Source organism: Streptomyces sp. M41 (genome assembly GCF_043673425.1).
GTDB lineage: Bacteria > Actinomycetota > Actinomycetes > Streptomycetales > Streptomycetaceae > Streptomyces.
Genome location: NZ_JBIMKE010000010.1, coordinates 1 through 26,005 on the forward strand (window position 1 = coordinate 1; position 26,005 = coordinate 26,005).

Below are 26,005 nucleotides of genomic sequence, written 5' to 3' on the forward strand. Positions count from 1 at the left end.
CAGACGGGATGTCGGTGGGCGCGGCCCAGGGGGGGGCGCCCCGGCCGGCACGGCGGACGACCGGCGCGCCGGGCCGCGGTGCGATCGTCGGCCGGCCGCCGGCCGCCAGCGTCTCCACCGCGCGATCGGCCTCCGCCTCCAGCCGCGGGTCGTCCACCACCGTGGCGCGCGGATCGGCTCCCGTGCACGCCTGCACCACGTGGGCCAGCTCGTGCGCGATGAGGCCGCGCCCGGCGGGAGTGTCGGGGCGGTACTCCCCGGTGCCGAAGACCAGGTGCTGTCCCAGGGAGAAGGCGCGGGCGTCGAGCGCGGCCGCCGCGAGGGCGGCCGACGGCCCGTCGTGGATGCGGACGTGGCCCAGGTCGCGGCCGAAACCGGCCTCCATCTGCCCGCGCACGGACGGGGGAAGAGGACACCCGGGCTGGGCGACCGCGGCACGTACGTACCGCGGGCCGTGGTGCGGGGGCGCGGTGGCCGCGGGGTGGGCCCGGGTCTCTGCCGACGGAACAAAGGCGGGTGCCGGCGGTGCCGCCGGGCCGATCCGCGGAGCCGGTGCCGACTCCGCGGAGTGCGGCGTGGTGAAGGCAGGCGACGGCGCCCGCCAGTTGTCCGCACGCGGCCCGGAGTCGCGCCGGGCACGCGCCGCGGGCCCGTGCCCCTCTGGCCGCACGGCCCGCGTCAGCGCCCTCATCGCGCCCCACCGCCGTTGAGCCGGTCCCGCACCGTCGCGATGACGGCCGCGGCTACCTCGTCCGCCCGGCGGTAAGCGGCGTCGGACCGCGGGCCCGGAACTGCCGGGGCGGCCGGCCACGACCGCCACGCGCGTTCCAGCGCCGCCGGGAGCGCGTCGGCGAGCCGCCGCGCCTCGATCGCCGAGCCGGCGGTCACTCGGAGGGCGCCGACCCGGAGCCGGACCGACGGCGGGAGCGCGCTCACGCGGTAGCCTCCCAGGCCACATGGGGAACTGGAAGGTTGTGCTTGCGCAGCTCCTCGGCGAGTTCGGCCTCGATCATCGTCCGGTCCACCGGACGCCCCACCTCCGCGGCGAGGAACGCGGCCCCCAGCGCGACGTTGCGGATCGAGCCGCCGGTGAGCGGAAGGGCGGCGAGGGCGTCCCAGCGCACCGCTTCGACCGGGGCCTGCGGCGGGAACGCCGAGCACCACAGACGGCGCCGCTCGTCCACCGACGGCAGGGGGAAGTCCACCACGAACCGGAAGCGGCGCATGAACGCGGGGTCGATGGCCTGCCGTAGGTTCGTGGTGATGACGGTGAACCCCGAGAAGGTCTCGATGCGCTGGAGGAGATCGCCCACTTCGGCGTTGACGTGCCGGTCCGTCGCGTTGGCCACACCGCCGCGGGTCCCCCAGACCGCGTCCCCCTCGTTCCAGACCATCATCGACCCGGAGCGCTCGGCCGCGTCGAAAACCGCCGCGACGTTCTTGGACGTCTCGCCCACCCACTTGGAGATGATCCGGCTCAGGTCGATCACCATGACCCGCACGTCGAGCGCCGACGCCAGCACCTCGGCCGCCATCGTCTTGCCCGTCCCGGACGGCCCGCAGAACAGCGCCGCCACCCCCCGCCCGCGCCAGCTGCCCCGCCCGCCCACCCGGGCCGCGAAACCCCAGTCGTCGAAGACCCGGGCCGCGTGGCGCACGTGCGACTCCACCCGCCGCAGCGCGGCCTCCGTGGCCGGCGGGAGCACGATGTCCTCCCAGCCGTAGGCGGGTTCCACCAGATGGACGCCGGGCAGCGGGGACGGAGTGAAGGACCGGGCGGCCACATGCCAGAGCGCGGCCGCCGCGCCCGCGGCGTCCGGGGCGGCGTCGACGGCCTCCGCGGCCTCGGCCGCCGCGGTGGCGATCCCCTTGGCGTCGAGCCGGAACTGCGCGGCCACCCGGTCCACTTCGCGCCCCAGCCGGGCGGCGCGGTTCGGGCCCAGCGCTGCGGCCCACCGACGGGCCGCGGCGGCGGGGCCGTCCCCCGGGGCCGGGACGACGTGGACGCCGCGCGCGATGCCGTCGGGGACCTGCTGTCCTGTCAGCAGGACGTGCCCCAGCACGCGGTCGGCGAAGGCCGCGACCGGCCCTTCCGACGGGCCGTCGACGGCGTCGATCACCAGGGCGGCGCTCTCCAGCATGGCGTCGCGGCTCCACCGCGCGGCCAGAAGGTCACGTGCCCCGGCGTCCTCGGGAACGTCGTTTCCCGACATGCGCCACGGAGTGAGCCCCAGCGCCGCCAGGGCCGTCGCGATCTCTTCCGGCGGAACGCCGGGCACGAGCACCAGCGGCGGCAGACCGAGCGGCCCCCGGGAGGCCAGGGAACGGCCCAGCGCGGCCGGCAAGTCCCCCTCCTCACTGGGACCGGCGGCTGGTACGGGCAGCGGAGCCATTCGGGCGGACACCAGCGGGTCGCGCACCGGCCGGCCGAGCAGGCGGTCCAGCACCGGCGCGGCCAGCGTCAGGCGGGCCTCGATCCGCGGCGACGCCGGTTCCGGCTCGACGATCCCGAACCGCACCAGCGGCAGGGCCGCCGCCAGCAGCGAAGGACACAGCCCGGCAACCGCCCGGCACGCCAGCCACACCGGTAGCCCGCCGCCCACCACACCGCCGTGCGCGCTCGTCGCCTCTGCCGCCGCCCGCGCGACCCGCTCCGACGTGTCCGTCGCCAACAGCAGGACGACCACCTCCAGTTCGGCGCGGGACAGGTTGAAGCCCTCGGCCATGCGCCGCAGCGGGGACGCTGGACCCGCCCCCTCCAGCCACTGCCTTAGCGGGGCGAACCCGTCGGCCGGCACCTCGCCCTGGGCGATTCCGGTCAGGACCGGCAGGGCCATCGACTCGGCGAGCACGGCGAGGTGCGCGCGGGCGTGGTCTCCCTGCGGCTCCGGGCCGGCCGTGGCCGTGGCGTCGGACGGCGGTGCCGACATCAGGCACCACCCCCGACTGTCACGGTGTCGTCCGCCGGCAGCGTGACGGCCGGCGAGGGATCCGGCCGCACACCGACCCGTGCCTTCTCCACTTTCCTGGCGGGCGGGTAGGTGTCGCCGACGTCGAGGAACACGGTCGTCACCAGGAAGTGCGCGCAGGGGCGAAGCGGGGACTGCAGGGCGGACCAGATCTTCGTCGACAGGTCGACGTCGACCGGTGCCTGCGACACGGTGATCTGCTCCGGCTGGTGGGCCGGGTCGTGGAGCGGCTCGGTGGTGAGCCGGTCGAGCATATGGGTGGGCGTGTCCGGCTCGTTGATCTCGTCGAGGATCGCCTTGATGAGCTTGCGCGGGACGATTCCGTGCCGGTTGAGCGCCGCGACGCCGAGGCCGAGCAGCACCTCGCGTTCGAGGTCGGCGCCCGTGGCCGCGAGCAGGTAGTGCAGATCGACGGCCAGCGGTGACGGGGCGACCCGCCGGCCGCTCGCATCCACGTGCGGCTCGTGCATGCTGCGCCAGGCCGGGTTGGGGCCCACGTGGTGGAGGAACAGGTACAGGCCTGCCGGTTCCGGCTGCCGCGGGGCCGCCGGCGTGGAGGGCGTCGACGGAGGACGCGGCGGGGGCTCCACGGAGACGGTCGGCGGAGTGAGGGGGTCGTACGCGATGTTGACGCGCCGCTGGAGGACCTGCTGCAGCACGTAGGTCGTCGCGGGGACGGCGAACTGCGCCGTCATGACGCCCCCTGGTGCGCCGCGCCGGTCGGGCCGGACTCCAGCAGGTACTGCCCCAGGGACGGGCCGGTCCCCGGCCGCGGCCGGCGCTCCCTCGGCGGAGCCGGTGCCCTGTCGGCGACGATCCGCACCTCGACCCGTCCGATCTCGACGACGACCGGGGCCGGTTCCGCCTCCGCCTCGACGGCCGGAGGCGCCCCGGAGTCCGGCTCCACCGGCAGGGGTTCGGCGCGCACCACCTCGGATACCGCCACCGGTTCGGCCGCGGGCACCGGGTGCGCGGGGGCCGCCGCCGCATGCGACGGCACGGCGTCACTACCGGCCACAACGGGTCCCGGGGCGGGGCCGGCGGGCGGCGCCTCGGGCGCGGGCGCCGGGCACGTGACCGGAGCGGCCGGCGGCGGGGCGGCGTCGGCCCGGGACGGCCCTTCCGCACCCTGCAGGGAGGCCGACGGGGCAAGTTCCGTACGGGCAGCGGGAAGGGGCCCCTCCCTCTCGTCCCGCGGCCGCCCGCCGTCGCCGGCGGGCGCGTCCGGGCGCCGCCGGCGCTCCTCCATGCCCCCGGGCAGGTCCTGCCCCGGCCGGGGCGGCCTGCCGGGAGCCGCGCGGACCGGTGACGGATCGTCGACGGACGTCTCATGCATCCACGGCCGGAGGACCGCGGGAGCCACGGGCGGCGGGACCGGAGCGTCGTCCACCGGGCGTGGGAGCGGACCGGGGAGCGCCTCGTCCTCTGTCTCCTCGAACAGGGAGCGCGGTCTCGGCTCGGCGGCCACGGCGGACGCGTCCTCGTCCCCGGCCGGGCCGCCCGTCATCCCGCCCGCGCGCCGGATCGCTTCCGCGTACGCCGACCGTCGCACCGTCATCGGCCCACCGCCGCACGCCGGGCCGGGGCGAGTCCCCCGGTGATGAGTTCCACGTAACGGCGGCGGCGCGGCGCCGGCAGCGCCAGGATGGCCTCCTCCGACCAGCCGTAGCCGCCCGCGATCACATCTACCTCGCGCATCAGCCCGTCGACGAGCACGTCGAGGTCCCGGGCCACGAAGTCGGCGGGATCGGCGTCCGCGGCGACGGCGTGCCCGCACTCCGCGCACGACAGGCCGACCCGCAGCGAACCGGCCGGGTCGAGGGCCTCCCACGCGTCGACGAGCCGGTCGAGATCGTCCGGGCCCAGCCGTGGGGCCTCGTCCAGGCAGGTGCGCGAGGCGAGCGCGCGCAGCCCGTCGGACGGGGACCGGCCCGCCACCGCCGTCAGGTCCGCCAGCAGCGGCAGCCTGAACGCCGGTTCCGCGTCGCCGACGACGAGATGCGCCACCGCATCCGCGTCGGCGCGGGGCAGCCCGGTCACGTCCTCCACGGGCAGCACGAACTCGTTGTCCGTGCCGCAGGCGGGACACCGGACGTGCGCCTCGACCGGCCGGCCGACCAGGCTCCGGTGCACCAGGAGCAGGCGCTGGTTGCGGGTGCCCAGCGGGTAGCCCAGGGCGTCCGGCCCGTCGACCGCGAGCAGGAGGTCGACGACACGGTCCCCGGCGGAGCCGCGCCGCGATAGCGGCCAGAGCCGGACGATGTCCTCCGGGCTCGGCATGGGGGCGGGGATGGGGGTGGGTGGGGAGTCCACGGTACGGATCACGGCTCGACGAAGCTCGGTTCTTTGGGCTCGGCCACGGACAGGTCGCGTTCCCAGCCCTCGTTCTCGAGCTTGAGCTTGGCGATGGCCACGGCGTTGGCGTTGGCGTCGAGGTCGGGGAGCGCCTGGTACTCCGACACCCAGCACCGGTGGACGACGTAGCCGAGCACGACCTGTCCGGCCTCGTTGAGAAGTTCGAGGATGACGTCCTTGCGGAAGTCGGCGAGCGACACCTCACCGCCCGCGGAAGCCTGGAAGTTCCACGTCTTATTCGCCCACTGCTCGAACTCGGCGTCGTGGGTGACTCCGCGTTCGAGTGTGATCGCGTCGTACTCGCTGCGGCCGGGTGACTTGTACGACGTGGAGGGGTCCCCGCCGGAACGGTGCTTGACGACCTCGGTCGTCCGCTTCAGCAGGGAGACCTTCGAGACGCCCGCCACGTAACGGCCGTCCCACTTCACCCGGAACTTGAAATTCTTGTAGGGGTCGAGCCGCTGGGCGTTGACCGAGAACTGTCCCACGATGTGCTCCTGTCTCAGACGGCCGGCTGCACGATCTGCTTGAGGCTGATCACCACGAACTCGGCCGGTTTGAGGGGCGCGAACCCGATCACGATGTTGACGATTCCCTGGTCGATGTCCTCGGGGGTGGTGGTCGACGCGTCACAGGCGACGAAGTAGGCGTCCCGCGCCGAGACGCCCTTGAAGGCGCCCTGCCGGAACAGCCCGTGCAGGAAGACCGTGCAGTTGACCCGCAGCTGGGACCAGAGCTCTTCGCCGTTCCGCTGGTGGACCGCCCAGCGCAGGGAGTCCGACAGGGAACGGAGGATGTGGTTCGCGGTCCGCCGCACGGGGATGTACTTCCACTGGCTGGCCAGCGCGTCCGCGCCGTCCACGGTGCGTGAGCCGAACGCGACGGTCTGGTACAGCGGGAAGCGCCGGATGACGTTCAGCCCCAAGGGGTTCAGGAGGCCCTGTTCCCCGTCGGACATCTCCACGGACGGACCGTAGACGCCCGCCAGGAAGGCGTCGGTGCCGGCCGGCGCCTGCCAGACGCCCACCTGGTTGTCGGTCCTGGCGATGACACCGGCGACGGCCCCCGACGGCGGGTGCGACACGATTGTTCCCGGGTGCAGCGGATCATCGACCCTGATGTTCGGGAACCAGGCACCGGCGTGCGTCGACCGGAGCCCCAGCTTGGTGGACTTCCACGACGACGCCGATTCGATGTCGACGGCGGACGGCGGCGGATCGACGATCAGGAACGCGAACTTGCGCGCGCACACCCGGGCCGCCTCGGCGTACACGGTCGACGCCCCCGCGTGGTGCGGCGACTTCGGATCGGAGAGCGAGGGGCGGACGAGGTCGGGCAGGCACAGGAGATTGAAGAACGGGTCGAGCGCGTCGAGCGCGGTGACCGCGCTCTTGAAGGTGTCCGTCGACGGCTGCCCGTCGGCGTCCCCGTCGAGGCCGGACCTGGTGTCCGAGACGAGGAACTGGTCGTTGTCAGCGAACACCACCTTCTCGTACGGGTGACCAAGCCGGTAGCGCGAGGGGTTGGCGGCCAGAACCGTCAGCTTGTACTCCTCCAGGAGCGAGGCGCCCGAGGCCGGGGCCTCGATCGTGACGGTCGCGTCGTGGACGCGCTCGGCGCCGGGCGCCTGGTCGGGGCGGCTGATGGTCAGGCGCAGGAACGCGCCGTCCTCGCAGAGCTCTCCCTCCACGGAGGCACCGGCGAGCTTGGCCAGTCGGTCGGGGTCGGCGCGGATGGCCCGGTTGAGCGCGACGACGAGCTGGTTCACCAGTTCTAGGCGGCTGGCCGGCCGCCTGGTGTCCTTGTTGAAGACGGTGACCGCCACGTCCTTGACCGAGGACGCGGCGTCCTCCTTGCCGTCGGCGGCCCTCCTGGTCACCGTCAGGTTGACGGCGTAGTCCTTGTCGAAGGTACCGGCCACGGCATCCTCCTCGATGCGGTAGACGGACCCGGTGGTCTGCGGGCCGTCGGCCCCCGCGCCCAGCAGCCTCACCTCAAGCAGCCGGGAACCGGTGTCCGGGTCGCCGAGCACGGTGTCGGCCGTCCGGGCGTTGCCCGCCTGGGTCGTGAGGTCCGCGAACCGCTCCACCGAGCCGGTCACCGGATCGACGACCGTGAGGTTGAAGCGCTTCGTGTCGTGCGGCGGCGTGGTCGAGTAGGGGTGCGCTCCGATGCCGAACGGATCGATCTCCAGGAAGAGCGATCCGCTCGCGGACCCCGAGCTCAGGGCGGTCACGGCAAGGGAGGGGTTGGCCGTGGTGACGCTCTGCCTGATCCGCGATTCGGCCTTCCTGGCGTTGTTCACGGGGAGCCGCATGACCTCGGCCCGGCCGCCGCCGTTGGCGAAGAAGTGCAGGACGGAGTACGACAGCGAACTCTTGCCGTACAGCCCGCCGAACTTCCGTTCGAAGTCGGCGAAACTCAGACACGTCGTCACCCGCTGGTCGACGCCCCGCAGGGTCGGCCCCATGAACAGGGCGATGGACGTGGGCGCTCCGGTGACGGTCCGGACTCCGGAGTCCAATTCGCGCGTGTAGACGCCGGGATAGGTGAGGTTGAGCATCTCATGGCCTCCGTGGGCCCGGGGTGTCCCGGCAGTGGCAGGGGGACGCGACAAGGCGCGCGGCCGGCGCGGACAGCGGACCGGCCGGTTCCAGGTTGGACGAGTACGTGCAGCATCATCGACGTCGGGCCGGTCGTACGGAGTGTCCGTCACCGCTGACACGCGGTAGACGTGGCAAATGGTTGATCCACAGGCGGCGGAATGGTCCGTACGGGATGCGGAGGGTGCGGTTCTCTGCACCGCACCGGCCAGCTCTACGGCTCCCCCGGGAAGGCGGCCAACATGTTCGCCGACGGCGCAGGCGGCCGGGCTCGGGCCGCCCTGCACCTCGCAGGCGAGCAGTTGGAGTACGACCGCCACGACGTCGGCGAACAGCAGCGCATCATCGCCGAACGGTTCGCCGGTGAGGGCTGGGAGATCCCATGGCTGTTGACGGAGATGCGGGCAGCCGAGGACTTCTTGTTCGACACCGACGCCCAAGTCGTGATGGACACCTGGGCCAACGGCAGGGTCGTCCTGCTCGGCGATGCGGGCTGCTGCGCGGCCCCGACGTCGGGACGTGGCACGTCCCAGGCGTTGGTCGGCGCGTACGTGCCGGCCGGTGAGCCGGCGCGGGCCGACAGCGACCACACCGCGGCGTTCATCGCCTACGAGCAGGCGATGCGACCCTTCGTCACCGAGCACCAGGCCGTGGGGCGCGAAGCCGCGCAGCGGTTCTTCATGCCCGCCGCCAGTCAGGAAGTGCTGGACATGCTCGCCGCCAACGCCCCGGAGAACACTGGCACAGAAGCGTCCGTCTCCCCGACTGCGCTCCACGCCGACCTGCTCGGCGGGCTCGCCCGTCGCGGGACTGGCGAAGCGAACCGCGACAGCGACCGGACGATCAGCACTCGCGTCACCCGGCTCGGGAATTGAGGATGTACATCGGTTGCGGGCCTGGGCCTCGGTCAGCCGTCGGCAGGCGGGGGTTTTTCGTCAGACGCGGTGCAGGGCGCTTGCGTAGGGGCTGGTCGCTGGTCGCCCCTGATCTGTTCCGCGGCGGTCCCAGGGGCCCGCAGCCGGCGTGCGCGGCGCGCGTTACAAACAGCCGCATCCACCATCATCGCTGCCTATTGGCAGGGAATCAGTTCAGCCCAGCGAGTCGAACCGCCGTCGTATGCGACGGTGCCGTGCCGGCTTGCGAGGGCGGCGACGATGTACATTCCGCGGCCGTGTTCCTCGTGCGGATCGGTCCGGGGCGGCTGGTGGGACTGTGGACCGCCGTCGGTGACTTCGATGCGGAGTGCGGGGCGAGGCGTGCATCGGATCCGAAGGGCTGCTGGTGGGAGGGCATGGGTGACAGCGTTGGTGACGAGTTCGGAGACGACGAGCAGGGCGTCCTCGCGCATCGATGGCGGCACGTGGTGGCGCGCGAGGAAATCGTGCGCCACCTGGCGTATCCGGCTCACGTCTTCGGAACCCGCGCACCCGACGGTGAGATGCCCGTCTGCCGCGTCACAGGGGCCGGCCCCCGGTCGGCTGCGGTCAGGCCGACAGGGATCCATGACCACGGCGCTACGGTCCGCCGCGAGCGGTTGTACCGGCCCGGTGGGTTCGGGGAGCGCCTCAGTGGTCATGGCAACCTCGCCTTGTCCGCGGATGCGCCGGGCGGTGCACCGACGCCTCTACTGGTAATAACCAGATATGACCAGTTTCGCGCCGTGTGCGGTGGCTTGTCAATGAAGTCCGACCAGGATCTGCGCTGAATGCACTGGGGGATCATCGGTTGGTGTGTCTGTTCCTTGCCCGGAAGGAACGACGGTGCTCCTTCTGGATTTGCTGGAGCGGGTCGCCGTCGAGTTCCCAAGGCCAACTGGTGGCGACTGCCGAGATCGCCTCGAAGACGGGCCATGCCTCGCGCGGGCGCGCGGCGTGCATCAGCACGTAGGCGAGGAGGTTGAGGTCGGCGAATGCGGCTGCGTGCCCGAGGAAGCCCGGTTCCAGCCAGGTCTCCAGGGCCTGGTCGACGAGCGCGAGCTCCTGCTGCATGCTCCAGTGCCGGCGCGCGGTCAACGCCGGGATCCCGCCCTCCGTAAGGACCCTGCGGTACCGGTCGAGGGAGGAGGTGAGGGCGAGCGCCGTCACGGGGCTCCCCAACGGCGCGGCGATGGTGACGGAGTCGAGGAATTGCACGGTCAGGGCGTTGGAGCCGCATTCCTCCGGAGAGACGTAGCGCAGCATCTGCCAGTGAGCTTCCCGGTTCCAGCGGTCTCGTTCCTTGGCCGCTTCCCACACCTGCTGCACAGCCCTCCCCGGCGCTCTCTGCAGCCGTTGGCAGCTGAGCAGGGCGACCCAGGGGGCAGGGTCCGCCGGTGCGAGCTCCGCCGCGTGCCGGCACAGGCTGACGGTGCCCTCGATGTCGAGGGCGGCTCCGGTCGAGCGGGCCCGGTGGATGTCGGCGAACACCTGAAGGAGCAGGGCGTCGGCGTTGGTGCGGTCCCGGTTTCGCCACTGCTCGGCGAGGACGGAGGCTTCGGACATGGCGCTGAGCACGACCAGGCGGTGCATGCGCCGGTCCCAGTCGTGGCCGGGGTCGCGCAGTGCCTGTTCGATGGGGTAGGTGAGGGCGCCTCGATCGTTGGCTTCGGCCAGGTTGTCGCCCTGGGCGGCGATCTGGGCCTCAAGGTGCGTCATGGTGCGGGCAAGCTGGCTGTCGTCCAGTGCCGGGCTCAGCCGGCGGGGCGGTCGTGGGCGCCTTCGGGGCCACATGGTCACCTGCTCCTTCCGTCCGGTCGTGTGGTGCGGGCGGCTGCGGGGCCGGATGGCCGCCTGCCGCACGGCGATGCTCCGGCCGTGTGTGGGCCTGGGGGCGTCCCCGCGAGGCTCAGTTCCCCCTGGCCGGGGCCGCCCCGATGGCTGTGGCTGCGTGCAGGGCCGCTCCGAGGAGCCCGGCGTCCGCGCCGAGGGGGGAGATCTCCACGGCTGGTGCGGTACGCCAGGCCAGTCCTCGTTGCAGGCTCTGTCGGACGGGCGTCGTGAGGTGTGCTCCGGCTGCTGTCATTCCGCCGGCCAGGACGATGCGTTGGTGGTCGAGCAGGAGGGTCGAAGTGGCCAGGGCCCGGCCGAGGGCGTCGGTCGCCTCGGCCCAGACGCGGTCGGCGGCGGGATCGATGTCCAGGCGGGCACTGATGTCGGCGGCGGTGTCCGCACGGTTGCCGGTGCGGCGGTAGCGGCGGAGAAGGGCGCCGGCCCCGGCGTATGCCTCGACGCATCCGCGCTGGCCGCAGGCGCACGGTTCACCGTCGGCGTGGACAGGGATGTGGCCGAACTCCCCGGCGATGCCGCTTCCGCCTCGTATCAGTCGGCCGTCGCTGACGATGCCGGCGGCCAGGCCGGTCCCGAGCACGACGACGAGCAGGTCGCTCACGTCGGTGCCGAGCCCGAGTCGCCGCTCGGCGAGGCAGGCGGCCCTCACATCGTGTTCGAGCGTTGCGGGCAGGCGCACGGCGTCGGCTACAGCCGCGGCGAGGGGCGTGTCGCGCAGGCCGAGATTGGCGGCGTAGCGGATGACGCCGGTCTGCGTGTCGACCAGCCCGGGCGCGCAGAGGCCGACGGCCCGCACACCGGGACGGATGAGTGCCGTCGCTGCCTGTACGACCGAGGCGACGACGGCGTCCTGTCCCTTCGAGGACGGCGTGGGCAGGCGCAGGGTTTCCGCGGCGATGCCGTGGGCGTCGTAGCGGGCTGCTTTGATCGTGGTGCCGCCGAGGTCGACGGCGACCACATGTGCGAGGCGTGTCATCAGTACCTTTGGCTGACGGGCTTGTGACGTGCGATGCAGCGGTAGTAGGCCTTCTGTTCGAGCCGGGAGGCGGCCAGTTCGTCGACCACGACGGTCACGTGGGGGTGCAGTTGGAGCACCGAGGCGGGGCAGGCCGCCGTGACGGGGCCTTCCACGGCTGCGGTCACCGCGCCGGCCTTGTGCGGACCGGTGGCGATCAGTACCAGGTGGGCCGCCTGGCCGATCGTGCCGAGCCCTTGGGTGATGACGTGGCGGGGAACACCGTCGATACCGCCGAAGAAGCGTGCGTTGTCGCGGCGGGTGTCGTCGGTGAGGGTCTTGAGCCGGGTACGGGAGGCGAGTGAAGAGCCTGGTTCGTTGAAGCCGATGTGGCCGTTGACGCCGATGTCCAGCAACTGCAGGCCGACCGGCCCCGCTTCGGTCAGGCGCTGCTCGAAGCGGCGTGCTTCGGCGTCGGGGTCGGGTGCCGTGCCGGAGGGCCGGTGGAGCCGTGCGGGGTCGAGGTCGACATGGTCGGCCAGCTCGCGCTGTACCACCTGGGCAAGGGTTCGAGGATCCGAGGCCGCAAGCCCTACGTACTCGTCGAGCAGGAAGGCGTCGACGCCGCTGAAGCCGAGCCCTTCGTGGCGGTGGCGGCGGGCCAGGTCGCGGTAGACCTGAAGGAGCGAGGAGCCGGTGGCCAGTCCCAGCGTGGTCACACCGTCGGCCAGCGACTGCTGGACGATGCCGGCGGCCGTGCGGCCGGCCGCGTAGGCGTCGGGGCGGATCACCACCTCCATGTCACAGTCCCTCCCGGTCGTGGGCGGCCTTGTGGAATGCCTCGCTCATGTCTCGGGTGGTGGCACGTGCGACGGCGGGCGTGGGGGCGTCGAGTGCGGCACCGGCGAGGCTGCGGCACTGCTGGAGTGTGAGCTGGGCCAGTGCGTCGCGGACGGCGGCGACGGCCGCGGCGGTCATCGACAGGCTGCTGACTCCGAGGCCGGCCAGCACGGGGGCGAGCAGCGGGTCCGCGGCTGCTTCTCCGCACACGCCCACCGGGCGCTCCAGCGCAGCGCCGGCGCGGCACACACCGGCCACGAGGGTGAGCAGAGCATGCTGCCACGGGTCCAGGAGGCCGCCCAGGGTGTGGGAGGTCCGGTCGGCGGCCAGGGTGTACTGGGAGAGGTCGTTGGTGCCGATGCTGGCGAAGTCGACGTGCTGCAGGAGGCGGTCGGCGTCGAGGGCGGCGGACGGCACTTCGATCATGATCCCTACGGACTCCACGCCGAGGCCGCGGGCGAGGTCGGCGAACTGGGCGGCTTCCTCGGCGGTGGAGACCATCGGCGCCATGACCCGCAGCCGTGCGCCGGTGCGGCGCTGGGCCGTGACGAGTGCCTGAAGTTGAGTGACCAGGATGTCGGGGCAATGCGCGGCCGTACGCAGTCCCCGGATTCCCAGAGCTGGGTTGTCCTCCCGCGGCAGCGACAGGAACGGCAGCGGTTTGTCGGATCCCGCGTCCAGGGTGCGCACAGTCACCGCGCGCCCTTCGAAGGCGGTGAAGACCTGCGCGTACGCCTGGATCTGTTCCTCGAGCGTGGGGGGCTCGCGGCGGTCAAGGAAAAGAAATTCGGTACGGAACAGTCCTACGCCTTCGTTGTCGGCCTGCGCCGCCCGGGCCGCGTCCGCGAGGGTGCCGATGTTGGAAAGGAGCGTCACGGCGTGCCGGTCGGCCGTACGGCCGGGCCCCCTGGCCTGCGGCTGCCTGCGAACGAGCGAGGCTTCGACGGCCTGCTGCCGGCGGTGGGCCGAGGGGTGCGGCTCGACGGTGCCGGCGCTGCCGTCGAGGAGGACGAGTGTGCCGTTCGGCAGGGTCCCGGCCTGGGGGCATCCGACCACGGCGGGCAGGCCGAGGCTGCGGGCGAGGATCGCGGTATGCCCGGTCGGGCCGCCCATCTCGGTCAGCAGGCCCATGACGTCGCGTCCGGCCAGTTGCGCGGTGTCGGCCGGGGAGAGGTCCTCGGCAGCGAGGATGAACGGATGCCCGGGCGTGGGGATGCCAGGCATGGGCACGTCCAGCAGGAGCGCGACGGCCCGGTTGCGGATGTCGCGCAGGTCGGCCGCGCGTTCGGCCATGTAGCCGCCGGATTCCTCGAGGAGGGTGCAGTAGGCGTCGATCGCGAGGGAGAGACTGTGGGCGGTGGGCATGCCCTCGCCGATGTGGTCGGCGGCAGCCTGGACGAGAGCGGGGTCGCGGGCCATGGTGGCGCCCGCCTCGAGGATCTCGCCTGCGGTTCCGCCGGTCGCGATGGTACTGAGCTGCGCTGCCACCTCGCTGAGCGCATCACGGACGCGCTGTACTTCGTGGGCGGGGTCGGCCCCCGGCTCTTCCTCGGGGTCGGTGACGGCGGGCGGCGTCATGCGGACCATGGGTGCGCATGCCAGTCCGGGGCTGACGCCGTAGCCGGTCAGGGTGACGGAAGCAGGGTTCACGCGTCGAGCTCCTTGCCCAGCAGGTCGGCCAGTTCGTCCAGGACGGCGTCGGCCTGTTCGCCCTCTGCGGTCAGGGTGACCTGGTCGCCGTGACGGGCGGCGAGTGTCAGGACGCCCAGCACGCTGTCGGCGGGCACCGGGTGCCTGCCTTCGACGGCGATCGTGACCGGCAGGGGCGCCCGGGAGGCGGCCTGGACGAAGGTGGCGGCGGGCCGTGCGTGCAGGCCGCTGCGGGAGCCGATGGAGACGACGCGCTGCGCCATGAGCGGTTCCTTTCGAAGGGGATGGGGGTGACGAGCGCAGCCGGTCAGGCCGCGGGCTGGGGCCGGAGGTCCTGATCGGTCTCCGGGTTGTCCTGGTTGTCGTCCTCGCGGCCGGGGGTGCGCAGGTTCCAGCGGCGGATGACGAAGCGGAACAGCACGTAGTAGAGGAGTGCGTAGCCCAGGCCGATCGGGATCAGCAGCAGTGGGTGGGTGGCCTTGCCCCAGTTGAGTACGTAGTCGATGAGTCCTGAGGAGAAGGTGAACCCGTGGTGGATGTCGAGGGCGTTGACCAGGGCGAGCGACGTTCCCGTCAGCACGGCGTGGGCCAGGTACAGGGGCCAGGCGACGAAGAGGAAGGCGAACTCGATGGGCTCGGTGATGCCGGTGAGGAAGCTGGTGAGTCCGGCGGAGAGCATGATCCCGCCGACCGCTTTGCGGTGTTCGGGGCGGGCCTCGCGCCAGATGGCCAGGGCGGCGGCGGGAAGGGCGAACATCATGATGGGGAAGAACCCGGTCATGAAGATGCCCGCCTCGGGATCGCCGGCGAAGAACCGGTTGAGGTCGCCGTGGGCGCCCTGGTAGTCGCCGATGATGAACCACACGACGGAGTTGAGGATGTGGTGCAGGCCGAGCGGGATCAGCAGTTTGTTCGCGGTGCCGTAGATGCCGCCACCGATGATGCTGTTCTCGTCGACGGCCTCGCCGACCGCGGTGAGGCCGCTGTTGAACAGGGGGTAGACCAGGCTCATCAGGACCCCGACCACCAGTGCGGTGACGGCGGTCAGGATGGGTACGAGCCGACGGCCGCTGAAGAAGCCGAGATAGGGCGGCAGCGCGGTGCGGTAGAAGCGCTGCCAGAGCATTGCGGCGAGCAGGCCGATGACGATGCCGCCCAGGACCCCGAAGTTGACGACGGCCTGCTCGCCCGCGAGGTCCTTCTCCCCCTCCAGGACGACCGGGGACATCGCGGTGAAGACGCCGTCGAGGACGAGGTAGCCGACCACCGCGGCCAGTGCTGTGGAACCGTCCGCCTTCTTGGCGAACCCGATCGCGATGCCGACGGCGAAGATCAGCGGCAGGTGTGTGAAAAGGGCTCCGCCGGCGGCGGAGATCACGTGTGCGGTGTCCTTCAGGGCGGAGAACCTGCCCAGGACATCGTCCTGCCCCAGCCGGAGCAGCAGCCCCGCGGCGGGCAGTGTGGCGATCGGCAGCATCAGGCTGCGGCCGAGTTTCTGCAGGCCGGCCAGGCCCGGACGGCGGCCTGCGGATGTGGACGTGTCGGTGCTCATGACGAACCTCGAAGGGTGAGCGGAGGGGCGCGGACAGCCGGGGAATGCGGCAGCTCGGACTGCTGGACGAGTCGAACCCCGGCCGGGATGACGCTGGTAGTGTCTGGTAATGACCAGTTGCCCCACAGGATGACCCCGGAGTCGGGGCATGTCAATGCCCTTCGGGAAGAGCAGTGCCAGCCGACACCGAGACCCGACCCACCTCCGGTCGCGGGAACCTGCCAGGGAAAGCAGGCAGCCGCGTGCTGCATACTGGTAATAACCAGCCAGGAGGCGCGCCAAGGCCTCGGAATCGAGAGTGGGGTCGCAGTGACTGCGAAGCAGATCGCCGGCAAGGGCATGCTGCCCAAACACGCGCAGCTGCGCGCGATCCTCGTCGACATGTGCACCAACCAGCTCTCCCCCGGCGATGCCCTGCCCAGCGAGCGGCAGCTGTGCACCGATCACGGGGTCAGCCGGGTGACGGTGCGTGAAGCCCTGGGCCAGCTCGTGGCGGAGGGCCTGGCCGTGCGGGTACACGGGCGCGGCACCTTCGTCGCCGAACGGACCCACCGCTCAGAACTGGGCCTGGCCTCCTTCCATGAGGACATGCGCCGGCTCGGCCTGGAGCCGGGCACCGTGGTGCTCTCCATCAACAAGGAGCCCCCGACAACGGCCGCCGCCGCAGCCCTGGGAATGGCCGAGGAAGAGCAGGCCTGGCACGTCCGCCGCCTCCGGCTGGCCGACGGGACCCCCATCTCCGTCGAGGACGCCTGGTACGACGCGGAGCTCCTACCCGAAATGGACTCGGTCGACTTCACGGCGTCGGTGTACGACACCCTCGACTCCCGCTTCGGGCATCCCGTCGACCGGGCGGAGCAGACCGTCGGAGCCGGCCCGGCCACCACTGAGACAGCGGCGCTGCTGGGCATCCCCAAGGGCACGGCCGTCATGACCTTCGACCGCATCGCCTACAGCGGCGAGCAGCCCGTCGAGCACGCATACTCCTGGTTCCGCGCCGACCGCTACCAGCTGCACATGACCCTCTCCGACCGCTGACCTACTCGCGCGCCTGATACAGGCCGAGGGACGACAACACCCCCTCCGCCCGCAGGCGACCTCAGCATCCGCCTCCCGGGCCACCGCGCATTCGCCCCTCACCGAGCGGCACCGAGCCCAGACTCTGCGCGGCCGTCGCCGACCGCATCGGCTTCAGCGGCCTTTCACTCACACGGGCACCGGCCCCTTCCGCTCCTCAGCCACCCAGAACGAGCGCGGCACCCGCGGACGACAGGGACGGGGGCCCGAGCACTCAGCAGAACGGCCGGCGCTCGTCTCTGCCGCACCCGACCCGCCCGGTATCTGCCGCTCGGCACCGTGCCCGGCGTCGCGATCATCGCCCTCGCCTCCAAGCCGGCGCTGCGAACACCGGCATGGAGGGACTCAAAAGAGCAGGTCGGGGACGCCCGCATCCCAAGTGACCACCCGGCCGGGCTCTCCACCGCTCGCCGATCGCCACAGCCCGTCCGGGCCATGCACCTCTCGAACAAATCACTGGCAAGCCCATGACTCATTTGCCACCAGACCTGCCAGCCGCTATCTTCTGGTCATTACTGGTAATGACCAGTAATGACTGAAAGCTCAGGCGCTCCGCGAAGCGCCGTTCGGCACGCTCGTCCATCGAGGAGCACACATGTCAACAAAAGCGCAGCTGATCATCGAAGGGCTCGGCGGTGCCGGGAACATCGCCGACATCGAGGCATGCATCACCAGGCTTCGCACCGAGGTGAACGACACGGATGCGGTCGACGCCGGCGTTCTCAAGAAGGCAGGAGCTCTCGGAGTGCTCGTCTCGGCCGGTGTCGTACAGGTGGTCGTGGGTCCCGAGGCGGACTCGCTGGCCGAGGACATCAAGGAGCTGCTGTGAGGCTCGCGGTCTACGCCCCGCTGTCCGGGACCCTCGCAGCGCTCGGCAAGGTCCCGGATCCTGTCTTCGCCGCTCAGATGGTGGGCTCGGGAATGGCCGTGGAGCCCACCGGCGACGCGGGGCCCATCGGTGTCGCAGCCCCGGTCTCCGGTCAGCTCGCCACGGTGCGCCCGCACGCGTTCGTCATCCGCACCGGCTGCGGTGCGGCCGTACTGGTGCACCTGGGCATCGACACCGTCCGACTGAACGGGGAGGGATTTTGCACCCATGTCGCCGAAGGGGAGCAGGTCGAGGTCGGCCAGAATGTGATCACGTTCGACCCGGGCGCCGTTCGCGCGCGGGGTCTGTCCGCGATCTGTCCCGTCGTCGTCCTCGACAGCGCGCCGGGATCCGCGCAGGCGCCGTCGGTCACCGGCCCGGTGGGGGCCGGGGCCCTGATGTTCAGCTGGGCGGCGTCGTGATGTCCGCCGGCCGCGGTTCTCCGCACCAGCAGGGCGCACAGAGTTCACGCTCCCGGGGCCCGTGCGAGGCGGTCCTGCTGGACCTGGACGGAACCCTCGTGCTCAGTGAAGAGGTTCACCGCCTCGCCTGGCAGGCGTTCTTCGACACATGGGGCGTCACAGTGACCGACGCCGACTACGAACAGCACTACATGGGGCGACGGCCCAGCGATGTCATCACCGGCGTTCCCGGGCCCTGGACGGGCACCGACGTCGCAGCCGTGCTGTCCACCATGACCACCTTCACCCTGGAAAACGCCGGCAGTGTCGAGGTCGTGCCCGGCGCGGCAGCGCTCATCCAGCAGATGCGTGTGAAGTACCCCGTGGCCGTCATCACCAGTGCCGGCGCCCCTTGGGCGCAGCACCTCCTCGACAAGGTCCTCGGTGTACGGCACCTGGTCGACGTGGTCGTCACCGCGGAGGACACGACTACGGGCAAGCCCTCCCCCGAGGGCTATCTGAAGGCCTGTGCTGCCCTGCGTGCCCGGCCCGAGCGGTGCCTGGCGTTCGAGGACTCGCCGTCCGGTGTGCGGGCTCTGGTCGCCGCAGGTGTGCGGGACATCGTCGGCGTCACCACCACCAGCGATGCGGCCGACCTCATCGACGCCGGAGCGTGCTGGACCGTTCCCGACCTCACCTCCGCCCGCGTGCGCAGCGTCGGTGGCGCCGTACGTGCACCCGGTGCGGCTGGACGAAACGACGATGAGGAGAACCGAGCATGAGCAGTCTCGATGTCGCCGTGATCGGTGCCGGGTTCATCGCCCGCACTCACGTACCGGCCTGGATCGCCCTCGGGGCACGTATCCGCATCTTCTCCACCGACGGCCAAGCAAGCCTGCTCGCCGAGGAGTTCGGCCTCACCGAAGCCGCCTCCCTGGGGGACGCCCTGGACGGGGCGGCGGTCGCCGACCTGTGCACCCCCACCACCACCCACCACGACATCGCCCTGGCCGCGTTCGAGGCGGGGGCTCACGTTCTGTGCGAGAAACCGCTCGCCCTGACACCGCAGAGCGCCCAGCACATGGCCGATGCCGCCCATAAGGCAGGACGCCTGCTATTCCCCGGACACGTCGTGCGGTTCTTCCCCGCCTACGTCCGCCTGCGTGACGCCGTCGTGTCCGGGGCGCTCGGGCGCGTGGCCGTGGCCCGCTTCACCCGCGCCGGCCGCTATCCCACATGGAGCAACTGGTTCGCCGACCCCGCCCTGTCCGGCGGCATCGTCACCGACCAGATGCTCCACGACATCGACATCGCCCGATGGCTCTTCGGCGACGTCGTCAGCATCCACGCCACCCAGCGCGGCAACCCCACCGCCCCCGACGGCCCCGTGGCCGCAGGAAGCGCCACTCTCACCCACCGATCCGGCGTGATCTCCCAGGTCCTGGGCGTCTGGGGCCCGCCTGCCACGCCGTTCCGGTACACCTTCCACGTCGCCGGCTCCGACGGCACCCTCACTCACGACTCACTCGCCCATCCCTCGCTGCGCGTGAGCGGCCACCCGGCCGCACAGGGCGACGGCGTACCGACGGGGGACTTCGGTGAAGACCCCTTCGCCACACAAATACGCGAGTTCGCGACCGCGTTCCAGGGCGGCCCGCTGCCTCGGGTCAGCGCCCGCGACGGCGTCGCGGCCGTCCGTATCGCCGCGGCAGCGCGGCAGTCCGCCGCCACCGGCCTGGCCGTCGCGGTCGACCACACCTACCCGCACCCGCTCGTGGAGGAAACCCACTCATGAAGGTCGCCGTCCTGTCCTTCGCCCATGTCCACGCAGCGACATACCTCCAACTGCTGCGCGAGCGCCCCGACATCGAACTCATCGCCGCCGACCCCGACGCCGAACCAGAAGACCCCACGCGCGGCAAGGCACTCGCCGACGAGCTGGGCATCCCCTATCGCTCCAGCTACGAAGCAGCCCTCGCCGAACAGCCCCGAGCCGTGATCGTCACCAGTGAGAACGCCCGGCACCGGCACCTCGTCGAACAGGCGGCAGCGGCAGGTGCCCACATCCTGTGCGAAAAGCCCCTGGCCACCACCGAGACCGACGCCCTCGCCATGATCGAAGCATGCGAAACGGCCGGCGTCAGTCTCATGACCGCCTATCCCGTACGCTTCCATCCGGCCTTCGCCTCACTGCGCCACGCCCTGACCGACGGCTCACTCGGCCGGCTTCTCAGCGTCCACGGCGTCAACAACTCCTCCCCGCCCTCCCTGGAGCGTTCCTGGTTCGCCGACCTGGCCCTCGCCGGAGGCGGCGCAGTCATGGACCACACCGTCCACATCGCCGACCTCCTCGACGTCCTCCTCGACGGCGAACAGCCCACCCACGTCTACGCCGTCGCCAACAACCGCCTCTCCCCCGCACCCGACACGGCAACGAAAGACGTCGAGACCGCCGGCCTGATCACGCTGACCTATCCGCGGGGCCTGACCGCCACCATCGACTGCAGCTGGAGCCACCCCGCCACCCACCCCACCTGGGGCGGCCTGAGCCTCACCTGCGTCACCGAACGCGCCCAGGCCGAATTCGACGCCTTCCCACCCCTCCTCACCGGCTACAACACCCCCGAGGCCTCACCCCGCTGGGAACCCTCCACCGTCGACCTCGACGCCGCCATGCTCAACAGCTTCCTCACTGCCGCCCGCACCGGCCAACGCGCCCACCCCGACGGACACACAGGACTACGCACCCTGCGCATCGTCCTCGCCGCCTACGAATCCCTCACCACCGGCCAACCCGCCACCATCCCCAACACCACCTGACCGACCCGCGACGGCCACCACCCCGGAATCCTGCACTTCATCAACCTTCCCCGCCCTTCGGCCCGTGAGGGCCGGGGGCGACTTGTCATCGACCTGGGTCGTCGCAGCAGACGAGGCCGACCCGGTCGGCCGGCCCACTGCACCGCAGCGTCAACATCACTGGCGTGGTGCCCGCCCACAAGGCGGACTTCCGCCGCGAGCCGAATCCGGCGAACGGGACGAGCCAAGGAGTGCCGGCCGGTCGGCCCGCCATGCTTGCCTGGTTCTCCAGCAGGGCCCCGCGCCAGCCTGCTTGTGGAACCCCGTGCGACGACCTCCCTCCTGAAACCGAGAACGGGAACGCGGGGCGAGCCAAACGGATATGCGTTCGCCCAGCCACTTGAGTCGAGTTGCCATCCAGAGAGCATCGAGAAGCCGACTTCGTAAGCAGAGCCAGGCCCCGAGCGCCGCCATGGCGCCTGCACCTGGGGGCCATGTCTCCTTCACCCAGCCAGTGACGGCTTCCTCGTCGCGCTCGATCTAGCGGCGGGGGGACCTGGTGGCTGAAGCCGTGCCGGTGGAGCGTCTGGGCGATGGCCGACAGTGTCATGGTCTTGTTGAACCGACGTCCGATCAGCGTCTTGGCTCGAGCCGGCGTCCAGGCCTGGTCCGGCCAGCCGTGCGCGACAGCTGAGCCAAATGAAACAGAATCAAACGCTCGCTACGAGGGCTGCATGCATCATGCGCCAGGCCGGCCTGGCCGGACTGCGGCTGCGCAGGAAGCACCGCACCACTATTGCTGATCCGGCCGCCTCGAAGGCCGCCGACCTCATCGGCCGCGACTTCACTGTCGCGGCGGTGAACACGAAGTACGCCTGCGACATCACCTATCTCCCGCTGGCCGGCGGAAAGTTCCTGTATCCGGCCACGCTCATCGACCTCGCCTCCCGGCGCCTGGCCGACTGGGCGATCGCCGACCACATGCGCGCCGAACTGGTCACCGACGCCCTGGCCGCCGCCCAGCGCTGCCGCGGCAGCATCGTCGGCGCCATGATGCACACCGACCACGGCGCCCAGTACACGAGCCGGGCCTTCGCCCGACGCCTGCCGACGAGCGGGCGTAATCCAGAGCATGAGCGCCGTCGGCAGCTCGGCCGACAACACACTCGCCGAGTCCTCAACTCCACCCGCAAGCGAGAGACGCTCCAGGCCCGCAGGGCCTGGGCCGACGAGCGGGAAGTCCGCCTCGACCTGTTCCGCCGGCTGGCTCCACCGCTGCAACACCCGTCGCCGCCACTCCGGTCTCGGACAACGCAGCCCCATCGCCTACGAGACAGCACTCGACACAACATCGACTACCTCGGCCCCAGCGCCGCACAGCCCGTGTCCGAGATTCCGGGTCAAGGCCCGTCAGTGACCGCCCCCTGCCCCGGTTCTCGACCCAAGCAGGGGGCGGATCCCTGTCGGGTGATTCCGGACTGCTCCGACTGGCGCCCACGACTGGTGGGCGTCCACCCGCCCGCGCAGGCTGATGTACGCCATGCCCGCCGAAGCCTCTGTGCCGGCGGGCGGCGCCGCGCGGCGTCGTCGACGTCGACGTGTCACGTGTCAGGGACGTCGGAGAAACGGGATCACATGGCGGAATGGGGCAGCAGGGCGGACCGCGTGCCGCCCGGTCACGGGAGCGGCGGGTCCGTACGAAGGCGGACACGGCACGGGCACGCGCGAAGGCGCGGACGGCAGGCGCGTACCGTAATGGGAGTGGGCGCGGCAGGGCTGGCCTTCCTGGCCGTGCTCGCCCCGGCACCCGGCGGTGCCGTCGCGGCGCCCCTCGGCGGGCCACGGCCGGTATCTCCCGCACGGTTCGTGCCGAGTCCCTGCCCGGCCGTGCCCGAGCCGATTCCGGGGCGGTGCGGGGTCCTCGAGGTCCCTGAGAACCGGGCACGGCACGGCGGACGGACGATCCGGCTGACCGTGGCGATCATCCCGGCCGCGTCGGCGAGGCCGGCCAAGGACCCGGTGGTGTTCATGACAGGGGGTCCCGGTGGCGACGCCATCGGGGACATCCCCTTCCTGATCGACTCGGGCCTGAACCGGAACCGCGACCTGATCGTCATGGCCCAGCGCGGGACGCTCCACGCACGGCCGAACCTCGCCTGCCCGGAGATCGACCGCTTCTACGCCGATGCCGTGGGCCTGCGCTACGACGCCCCGTCGACCGGACGGCTCCTGGTCCGCGCGACGAAGGAGTGCCGGCACCGCCTCACCCGCGTCACGGCCCGCGGAGTGGAGCTGAGCGCCTACAACACCACCGAGAACGCGGCGGACTTCGCCGACCTGCGCAGGGCGCTGCGCATCGACCGGTGGAACGTCTACGGCTACTCGTACGGCACCGACCTGGCCCTCACCTACCTGCGCCGGCATCCCCAGGGGATCCGCTCGGTCGCGATCGACTCGGTCGTGCCTCCGCAAATCGTCAGCCTGCCGTGGACGTGGGACAGCGCCAGTGAGGGGATCCGCGCGATCTTCGCGGCGTGCGCGGCTCAGCCACGATGCAAGCAGCGCTATCCGAACCTCCCGCGTGTGCTGACGCAGCAGGTCAGGCGGCTGGAGGCACGCCCCCTGACGGTGATGGCGCGACCACCGGCCGGAGGGACCCCGGTGAAGGTCGTCCTCGACGGGGGCGCCCTGGTCAACCTGCTGGTCGCCAACGCCGTCCCGGCCGTCGACGTCCCCGCGGCTCTCGACGAGCTCGCCCGCGGAAACCCGACCCGCTTCGCGCGGGCCCGCGCAGCCGGTGCCACGCCCGTGCTCGGCGAGTTCGCGCACGGCCTCACACAGTCTGTGGCGTGCAGCGAGTGGGTGCCGGGTTACACACGGGCCGATCTGCTGCGGGCGGGGCGGCGGGCCTTCCCCGGGTTCCCGGACACGGTCCTGGCGCAGGCGCCGCAGCTTCCCTTCGAGCACGACGTCTGCCGCGCCTGGAGCGTCCCGGACCGCACCGCCGTCCAGCGCGTGACGACCGTCAGCACGGTGCCGGCGCTCGTGCTGTCCGGCACCTTCGACGCGAAGACCGGGGCGCGCTGGGGTGCTTACGCGGCCCGCACGCTGGCCCGGTCGACCGTCGTGCGGATTCCCGGGATCGGCCACTGGGTGGTCCCCCAGTCGCCCTGCGCGCAGAAAGTCCTGGGCTCCTTCCTCGCCCGTCCGACCGCGCCCGACACCCGCTGTCTGTCGGGGCTCGCGCCTAAGCCGTTCACCATCACGCCCACCCCGGAGACCACATGATGTCCCCCCGTCAGCCTCACCACCGGCGCACGGCGCGACGGCTCCCGGCCACGCTCGCCGGAGCCACCGCCGGTCTCCTTCTCGCCGGTCTCGTCGCCGCGCCCGCCCGTGCCGAGAACGGCCCCGGCGCACCTCTCGGCACGGTTGCCCGCACGGTGGGCGACGCCCGCTTCGTGCCGGGCCGGTGCCCGCGGACCGCGGATCCGATCCCCGCCCTCGAGGGGGCTCGCTGCGGCACGCTGACCGTGCCCGAGAAGCATGACCGGCCCAAGGGGCGAAAGATCACTCTCGGTGTCGCCATCGTGGCGGCGGTGAAGAAGCGGGCGGCCGACCCGATCGTGTGGTTCGCCGGCGGACCGGGCGACGACGCCGTCTCCGAGGCCCAGTTGGCGATCGACGGCGGCCTGAACCGGGACCGGGACGTCATCTTCATGTCGCAGCGCGGCACGTACTCGGCCGATCCGGCTCTCCTGTGCCCGAACATCGACGAGTTCAACGCCAACGCCGTGGGCCTGGTCTACGGCGCCCCGTCCACCGGACGCCTGCACGTCCGGGCGACGCGGGTTTGCCGGGAGCAGTCGAAGCGCCAAGGGGCCGCACTCAGCGCCTACAACACCGGTGAGAGCGCCGCCGACTACGCCGCCCTGCGCGTCGCGCTCGGCATCAGACAGTGGAACGTGTTCGGCATCTCCTACGGCACCGACCTGGCCCTCACCTACATGCGCAAGTTTCCGCAGGGCGTCAGGTCGGTCGGCATCGACGGCGTCCTCCCGCCGTCCCTCGCCGGGGCGAGCCTGACCTGGAGTGCGGCACGGCAGGGCTTCGACGGCCTGTTCAGGGCCTGCGCCCAGCAGCGCTCCTGCAACCGGCGCTATCCGCACCTGTCGGACACCTTCGAGCGCCTCGTCCGTGAGCTCGAGGCCCGGCCCATCACCACGACCGTGACGGTCCCGGACCGTCCGGCGCCGGTGAAGGTCGTACTGGACGGCGGAGTCCTGGTGAACTGGCTGACCTCCGCCACCCACCTGGCTGCCGGAGTACCCCGCTCCATCGACGAACTGGCCCACGGCAACCCGCAGCGCATCGCCGAGCAGTGGGCCGGAGGAAAACTCAGCCCCCAGGCCATCGGCAGACTCGCCCACGGCCTCGCCTACGGCGTCTTCTGCTCCGAGTGGACCCCCTTCGAGACCGAGGCCGACGTGATCCGGGCTGGACGGCGCGCCTTCCCGTCGTTCCCCCGCTCGGTTCTTGCCAACGCACCACAGCTCCCCTTCCTCCACGCGGACTGCCGTGCCTGGAGCGTCCCGCCAGCCCCGCGCTCGATCAGGAACGTGACGCGCAGCAGCATCCCGACGCTCGTCATGTCGGCCGGGTTCGACGCCCAGACCGGGGCGAGCAACGGCGCCTACGTCGCCCGCACACTGAGCCGGTCGACCGTCGTCACGGTCCCCTATGTCGCCCATGTCGCGTTCGCCGAATCACCGTGCGCGCGCTCGATCACCGTCTCCTTCTTCAACTCTCCGACGGCGCCGAACAAGTCGTGCCTGGCGGGGCTCCAGCCGCCTCGGTTCGAGATCGCGCCGTAGGACGACCCGGGCGGGTCGGCGCCCGGACCCGTGTGAGGCCCTGGGCCGCGGGGATGCGCGGGGAGCTGATCGCGCAGCTCCTCACGCTCCTCGGCTCGTGCGGTGGGTGGCGATTTCTCATCACCGCCCAGATCCGGCGCCGAACCATCGACGAGCCCCGGATCAGCTCAACCCGGCGCTCGTCGCACATCAGGAACAGGAGTCGACCTCACCCTCCGTACATGGAGGTCTCAGGCGAGCGGCGGCCCGGCTCGAAGCTCGGCACCGGCTCCGGTCCCGACGGGATCGGTGACGGGG

Annotated in this window: 25 protein-coding genes; 9 read left to right on the forward strand and 16 right to left on the reverse strand. The window is 71.6% G+C overall.

Annotation, left to right across the window (positions count from 1 at the left end):
• The 8 genes from ACHBTE_RS15360 to ACHBTE_RS15395 form a co-directional block, all read right to left on the reverse strand.
• Window positions 1-397: DUF4157 domain-containing protein (locus ACHBTE_RS15360; RefSeq protein ID WP_394724371.1), on the reverse strand; the 397-nt coding region annotated here is incomplete at its 3' end.
• A 290-nt stretch (window positions 398-687) separates the two neighbouring features.
• Complete coding sequence (locus ACHBTE_RS15365; protein WP_394724372.1) at window positions 688-936, reverse strand: hypothetical protein; 249 nt, start codon at window positions 934-936, stop codon at window positions 688-690.
• Complete coding sequence (locus ACHBTE_RS15370) at window positions 933-2,930, reverse strand: ATP-binding protein (RefSeq protein WP_394724373.1); 1,998 nt, start codon at window positions 2,928-2,930, stop codon at window positions 933-935. Before ACHBTE_RS15370 ends, ACHBTE_RS15365 begins: the two co-directional genes overlap by 4 nt.
• Window positions 2,930-3,664, reverse strand: a complete 735-nt coding sequence (locus ACHBTE_RS15375) for a DUF4255 domain-containing protein (protein ID WP_394724374.1) — start codon at window positions 3,662-3,664, stop codon at window positions 2,930-2,932. Before ACHBTE_RS15375 ends, ACHBTE_RS15370 begins: the two co-directional genes overlap by 1 nt.
• Window positions 3,661-4,527 carry a hypothetical protein gene (locus tag ACHBTE_RS15380; protein WP_394724375.1) on the reverse strand — a complete coding sequence of 289 codons (867 nt, stop codon included), beginning with the start codon at window positions 4,525-4,527 and terminating at the stop codon, window positions 3,661-3,663. The genes ACHBTE_RS15375 and ACHBTE_RS15380 overlap by 4 nt, the downstream gene beginning before the upstream one ends.
• On the reverse strand, window positions 4,524-5,294 hold the full coding sequence (locus tag ACHBTE_RS15385) for a hypothetical protein (RefSeq protein WP_394724376.1): 771 nt from the start codon (window positions 5,292-5,294) through the stop codon (window positions 4,524-4,526). The genes ACHBTE_RS15380 and ACHBTE_RS15385 overlap by 4 nt, the downstream gene beginning before the upstream one ends.
• The gene (locus ACHBTE_RS15390) at window positions 5,291-5,812 is read right to left on the reverse strand and encodes a phage tail protein (protein WP_328884780.1); all 522 of its coding nucleotides are present in this window, start codon (window positions 5,810-5,812) and stop codon (window positions 5,291-5,293) included. Before ACHBTE_RS15390 ends, ACHBTE_RS15385 begins: the two co-directional genes overlap by 4 nt.
• Window positions 5,813-5,826: 14 nt before the next feature.
• On the reverse strand, window positions 5,827-7,887 hold the full coding sequence (locus tag ACHBTE_RS15395; RefSeq protein ID WP_394724377.1) for a phage tail sheath family protein: 2,061 nt from the start codon (window positions 7,885-7,887) through the stop codon (window positions 5,827-5,829).
• Window positions 7,888-8,088: 201 nt separating this feature from the next.
• Here ACHBTE_RS15395 and ACHBTE_RS15400 point away from each other — a divergent pair, with 201 nt between their 5' ends.
• The gene (locus tag ACHBTE_RS15400; RefSeq protein ID WP_394724378.1) at window positions 8,089-8,802 is read left to right on the forward strand and encodes a hypothetical protein; all 714 of its coding nucleotides are present in this window, start codon (window positions 8,089-8,091) and stop codon (window positions 8,800-8,802) included.
• Window positions 8,803-8,996: 194 nt separating this feature from the next.
• On the opposite strand, the gene ACHBTE_RS15405 is transcribed toward ACHBTE_RS15400, so the two are convergent.
• The 7 genes from ACHBTE_RS15405 to ACHBTE_RS15435 form a co-directional block, all read right to left on the reverse strand.
• Entirely contained in the window at window positions 8,997-9,503 is a 507-nt protein-coding gene (locus ACHBTE_RS15405) for an ATP-binding protein (RefSeq protein WP_394724379.1), read from the reverse strand.
• A 142-nt stretch (window positions 9,504-9,645) separates the two neighbouring features.
• Complete coding sequence (locus tag ACHBTE_RS15410) at window positions 9,646-10,560, reverse strand: hypothetical protein (RefSeq protein ID WP_394724380.1); 915 nt, start codon at window positions 10,558-10,560, stop codon at window positions 9,646-9,648.
• A 190-nt stretch (window positions 10,561-10,750) separates the two neighbouring features.
• The gene (locus ACHBTE_RS15415) at window positions 10,751-11,668 is read right to left on the reverse strand and encodes an ROK family protein (RefSeq protein WP_394724381.1); all 918 of its coding nucleotides are present in this window, start codon (window positions 11,666-11,668) and stop codon (window positions 10,751-10,753) included.
• Window positions 11,668-12,447: a glucosamine-6-phosphate deaminase gene (locus ACHBTE_RS15420; RefSeq protein WP_394724382.1), complete on the reverse strand. Its 780-nt coding sequence runs from the start codon at window positions 12,445-12,447 to the stop codon at window positions 11,668-11,670. The genes ACHBTE_RS15415 and ACHBTE_RS15420 overlap by 1 nt, the downstream gene beginning before the upstream one ends.
• A 1-nt stretch (window position 12,448) precedes the next feature.
• Window positions 12,449-14,137 carry a phosphoenolpyruvate--protein phosphotransferase gene (gene ptsP / locus ACHBTE_RS15425; protein ID WP_394724383.1) on the reverse strand — a complete coding sequence of 563 codons (1,689 nt, stop codon included), beginning with the start codon at window positions 14,135-14,137 and terminating at the stop codon, window positions 12,449-12,451.
• The gene (locus ACHBTE_RS15430; RefSeq protein WP_394724384.1) at window positions 14,134-14,400 is read right to left on the reverse strand and encodes an HPr family phosphocarrier protein; all 267 of its coding nucleotides are present in this window, start codon (window positions 14,398-14,400) and stop codon (window positions 14,134-14,136) included. The genes ptsP and ACHBTE_RS15430 overlap by 4 nt, the downstream gene beginning before the upstream one ends.
• 44 nt (window positions 14,401-14,444) lie before the next feature.
• On the reverse strand, window positions 14,445-15,689 hold the full coding sequence (locus tag ACHBTE_RS15435; RefSeq protein ID WP_394724385.1) for a PTS transporter subunit EIIC: 1,245 nt from the start codon (window positions 15,687-15,689) through the stop codon (window positions 14,445-14,447).
• A 309-nt stretch (window positions 15,690-15,998) separates the two neighbouring features.
• Here ACHBTE_RS15435 and ACHBTE_RS15440 point away from each other — a divergent pair, with 309 nt between their 5' ends.
• The 6 genes from ACHBTE_RS15440 (at window position 15,999) to ACHBTE_RS15465 (ending at window position 20,855) form a co-directional block, all read left to right on the forward strand.
• Window positions 15,999-16,727 (forward strand): GntR family transcriptional regulator, encoded by a 729-nt coding sequence (locus ACHBTE_RS15440; protein WP_394724386.1) that lies wholly within the window; start codon window positions 15,999-16,001, stop codon window positions 16,725-16,727.
• 634 nt (window positions 16,728-17,361) lie between these two features.
• Window positions 17,362-17,595, forward strand: coding sequence for a glucose PTS transporter subunit EIIB (locus tag ACHBTE_RS15445; RefSeq protein ID WP_394724387.1), 234 nt, complete (start codon window positions 17,362-17,364; stop codon window positions 17,593-17,595).
• Window positions 17,592-18,056 carry a PTS glucose transporter subunit IIA gene (locus ACHBTE_RS15450; RefSeq protein ID WP_394724388.1) on the forward strand — a complete coding sequence of 155 codons (465 nt, stop codon included), beginning with the start codon at window positions 17,592-17,594 and terminating at the stop codon, window positions 18,054-18,056. Before ACHBTE_RS15445 ends, ACHBTE_RS15450 begins: the two co-directional genes overlap by 4 nt.
• Window positions 18,056-18,817 (forward strand): HAD family hydrolase, encoded by a 762-nt coding sequence (locus ACHBTE_RS15455; protein ID WP_394724389.1) that lies wholly within the window; start codon window positions 18,056-18,058, stop codon window positions 18,815-18,817. The genes ACHBTE_RS15450 and ACHBTE_RS15455 overlap by 1 nt, the downstream gene beginning before the upstream one ends.
• Window positions 18,814-19,830, forward strand: a complete 1,017-nt coding sequence (locus tag ACHBTE_RS15460) for a Gfo/Idh/MocA family protein (protein WP_394724390.1) — start codon at window positions 18,814-18,816, stop codon at window positions 19,828-19,830. Before ACHBTE_RS15455 ends, ACHBTE_RS15460 begins: the two co-directional genes overlap by 4 nt.
• Window positions 19,827-20,855 (forward strand): Gfo/Idh/MocA family protein, encoded by a 1,029-nt coding sequence (locus ACHBTE_RS15465; RefSeq protein WP_394724391.1) that lies wholly within the window; start codon window positions 19,827-19,829, stop codon window positions 20,853-20,855. Before ACHBTE_RS15460 ends, ACHBTE_RS15465 begins: the two co-directional genes overlap by 4 nt.
• A gap of 85 nt (window positions 20,856-20,940) precedes the next feature.
• Here ACHBTE_RS15465 and ACHBTE_RS15470 read toward each other — a convergent pair whose 3' ends face one another.
• Window positions 20,941-21,471 carry a hypothetical protein gene (locus ACHBTE_RS15470; RefSeq protein ID WP_394724549.1) on the reverse strand — a complete coding sequence of 177 codons (531 nt, stop codon included), beginning with the start codon at window positions 21,469-21,471 and terminating at the stop codon, window positions 20,941-20,943.
• A gap of 104 nt (window positions 21,472-21,575) precedes the next feature.
• Between ACHBTE_RS15470 and ACHBTE_RS15475 the strand changes: the two genes are divergently transcribed.
• Window positions 21,576-24,122 carry an alpha/beta fold hydrolase gene (locus ACHBTE_RS15475; protein ID WP_394724392.1) on the forward strand — a complete coding sequence of 849 codons (2,547 nt, stop codon included), beginning with the start codon at window positions 21,576-21,578 and terminating at the stop codon, window positions 24,120-24,122.
• Complete coding sequence (locus ACHBTE_RS15480) at window positions 24,122-25,708, forward strand: alpha/beta fold hydrolase (RefSeq protein ID WP_394724550.1); 1,587 nt, start codon at window positions 24,122-24,124, stop codon at window positions 25,706-25,708. The genes ACHBTE_RS15475 and ACHBTE_RS15480 overlap by 1 nt, the downstream gene beginning before the upstream one ends.
• The last annotated feature ends 297 nt before the right edge of the window (window positions 25,709-26,005 follow it).